The organism is Idiomarina sp. UBA4206 (genome assembly GCF_002383015.1).
Classification (GTDB): Bacteria; Pseudomonadota; Gammaproteobacteria; order Enterobacterales; family Alteromonadaceae; genus Idiomarina; species Idiomarina abyssalis.
The window spans coordinates 23,366-25,561 of sequence record NZ_DFTS01000019.1 but is presented as its reverse complement, the minus strand read 5'-3'; the positions used below and the strand labels follow the sequence as shown (position 1 = coordinate 25,561).

The 2,196-nt window shown below is 48.4% G+C and carries 3 protein-coding genes; all 3 read left to right on the top strand.

Features of this window, described 5'->3' with window-relative positions; genetic code table 11:
- On the top strand, window positions 1–467 hold a 467-nt coding region (locus B3180_RS04005; protein WP_286843188.1), incomplete at its 5' end, for a uroporphyrinogen decarboxylase family protein.
- A gap of 109 nt (window positions 468–576) precedes the next feature.
- Window positions 577–1,632, top strand: a complete 1,056-nt coding sequence (locus B3180_RS04000; RefSeq protein ID WP_278358966.1) for an efflux RND transporter periplasmic adaptor subunit — start codon at window positions 577–579, stop codon at window positions 1,630–1,632.
- 3 nt (window positions 1,633–1,635) lie between these two features.
- The coding region (locus B3180_RS03995) for an efflux RND transporter permease subunit (protein ID WP_286843186.1) at window positions 1,636–2,196 on the top strand (561 nt) is incomplete at its 3' end.

The window sequence follows — 2,196 nt, the reverse complement described above, 5'->3', positions numbered from 1 at the left end:
AGTCGGTCATGATATTCGATACCTGGGGCGGTGTTCTCTCTCCGCGCGACTACAAAGCATTCTCTCTGGCTTATATGAAAAAAATTGTGGCTGGCCTTACACGGGAAGCCGACGGACGCAAAGTGCCTGTTACGTTATTTACTAAAAATGGCGGGCAATGGCTGGAAGCTATGGCGGCGACTGGTGCGGATGCGCTGGGTGTTGACTGGACAACCGACTTAGGTGATGCCAGAGGGCGTGTCGGCGGGCAAGTTGCTCTACAGGGTAATATGGACCCCAGCGTGCTTTATGCTAAGCCAGAGCGTATTGAAGAAGAAGTACAAACCATATTACAAAGCTATGGTTCAGGTACCGGCCATGTTTTCAACTTAGGCCATGGCATCCATCCTGAGGTTGACCCGGAACACGCCGCTGCTTTTATTAACGCCATTCATAAATACAGCCCAGCGTTTCATTCAAACGACTGAATTTGCGATTAAACCGCTATAATCCTCGTTAAGTGCACCGCCTTTTGGGCGGTGTTTTGCGTACAATGGTCTATGTTAAAGGCGTTGTATTATGAACTTAGAGGTAAACATGGCGAAACGTTCCTGGATAAACCCTATCACTATTGTTGTCGTTATTTTAATTGCGGCAGCTGTGTATTTGTTTGGGTTCCCTCCTGAAGAAAAGGTTGAAGAGGGCAAGGAACAGACTGTCCCGGTCAAAATTCAGACCGCTGAAATTAGTGAGTTCCGCGATACCATTGAAGCGCTTGGCACCGCCATGGCCAATGAAACGGTTCGTATTACCGCGCAAACTCAGGACGTTGTTGAAAAAATTTATTTTGAAAGCGGCGACTTAGTTGAGCAGGGACAACTGCTTGCTGAGTTAAATGCTCGCAAAGAAGTTGCCCGTGTGCAGCAGCTTAAGTTTAGTTTGGATGAAGCCAAACGTCAGCTTGAACGAGTCAGTGAACTACGCCGCGGTAATGCTGCATCGCAACAACAGTTCGACGAGCAACAAGTACGTGTTAATGGTCTGCAGGCTGACTTAGAAGTGGCTGAAGCGACATTACGCGAAATGAAAATTTATGCGCCGTTTTCAGGCCGTGTGGGTATTCGTGAAATTAGTGCAGGTTCCTTAGTCAGCCCCGGCGATGTGTTTACAACGCTGGATGACATCAAGCCCATTAAAGTCGACTTTAGTGTTCCGGAACGCTATTTCGCCAGTATTGCCGTAGATCAGGAAGTGATTACCCGCAGCCGGGCTTACCCGGGAGAACAGTTTGTCGGACGTATTTCCAGTATTGATTCGCGCGTTGATCCCGTGACTCGTTCCGTGAAAGTGCGCGCTAAAATTGATAATGATGATGAGCGTCTGCGTCCGGGGATGTTGCTCCAGATAACGCTATTGCGGAGCATTGATGAAGCTTTATTGCTTCCTGAAAAAGCTCTTATTCCAATTCAAAACAGACAATATGTGTATGTGTTAACTCCGGATAACCGGGCGCGCCAAAAAGAAGTGACCATTGGTCGTCGTAAGCCGGGAATCGTAGAAATTACTGACGGCCTTAAGCCGGGAGAAAAAGTCATTATAGAAGGCATTGTTCGCCTTCGTGACGGTGTACCTGTTTCTGTGCAGGGAGGTTAAGTTATGTTGTTGTCTGACCTTTCTGTAAAACGTCCGGTTTTTGCAACCGTACTGAATATTCTGCTGGTGGTTTTCGGTATTGTCGCTTTTACCATGCTGCCATTGCGTGAGTATCCGGATATTGATCGCCCCATAGTCTCTATTGATACAGACTACCCCGGTGCCTCTGCCGAAGTTGTAGAAACGCAGGTAACGCAATTAGTTGAAGACCGGATTAGCGGCATAGAAGGCATTAAAAACATTAGCTCGAGCAGCCGCAACGGCCGCTCCAGTATCAGTATTGAATTTAACCTGACCCGCGACATTGATGCCGCTTCTAACGACGTTCGTGAGCGTGTGTCGCGTGTACTCGATAATCTTCCCGAAGAAGCCGACCCACCCGAAGTTTCAAAAGCCTCAAGCGATGAAAGCACCATTGTCTGGTATAACCTTCGCAGCGAGAGCATGTCGATTCTTGAACTGACTGATTATGCGGAGCGATACATTGTAGATCGTCTGTCGGTCGCCGATGGTGTCGCGCGGGTGGTCATTGGTGGTGATCGTCGTTATGCCATGCGCGTCTGG

Bases quoted from the DNA above. Each gene is read 5' to 3' on its own strand.
- B3180_RS04000 (WP_278358966.1), top strand. From the start codon at position 577: ATGGCGAAACGTTCCTGGATAAACCCTATCACTATTGTTGTCGTTATT.